Origin of the sequence: Gordonia desulfuricans NBRC 100010, from assembly GCF_001485495.1 — a bacterium.
Lineage (GTDB): Bacteria > Actinomycetota > Actinomycetes > Mycobacteriales > Mycobacteriaceae > Gordonia > Gordonia desulfuricans.
The window spans coordinates 1-608 of record NZ_BCNF01000206.1; the positions used below are offsets into that span (position 1 = coordinate 1).

Genomic DNA, 608 nt, shown 5'->3' on the forward strand with positions numbered 1-608 from the left:
TTTGAACCGGGCGAAGCATCAGAAGCTCCTCGCGGCCTGGTTGCAGACCTGTGACCGCGGCGCTGTCGATGTGCTGTTGGCGATCAAGGAGGTGGCTGCGATCGCGGCGTTGACCGTGGAGATCAACGAGGTGCACAAGCAGTTGTCGGCGTTGGTTGCGGTGGCGGTGCCGTCGCTGGTGGCGTTGCCTGGTTGTGGGTTCCTCAGTGCGGCGAAGTTGCTTGGCGAGTCGGCCGGTATTTCGCGTTTCGGTACCGAGGCGCAGTTCGCTCGGCATGCGGGGATCGCTCCGGTGCCGGTGTGGTCGGGTAAGTCGGCGGGTAGGCATCGGTTGACGCGTTCGGGGAATAGGCAACTCAATGCGGCGGTTCATCGGATTGCGTTGACCCAGTCTCGTATGCCTGACAGTCTCGGGCATGCCTATTACGCGAAGAAACGTGCCGAGGGTAAGAAGTCTCGTGAGGCGATGCGTTGCCTGAAACGGCGACTCGTACGCACGATTTTTCATCGTCTGGTCACCGATCATGCTGCTCGTTCGCACACTGAAATCCTGGTTCCAGGAGCAGCCGCTTGACATAGGAGCGATGAGCCGGGACCTTCTTCGATGA

The 608-nt window shown here is 60.5% G+C and carries 1 protein-coding gene; it reads left to right on the top strand.

Features of this window, described 5'->3' with window-relative positions:
* Window positions 1-574, top strand: a 574-nt coding sequence (locus GD1_RS23840; protein ID WP_169798224.1) for a transposase, incomplete at its 5' end; no start/stop codon positions are given.
* Window positions 575-608 lie beyond the last annotated feature (34 nt).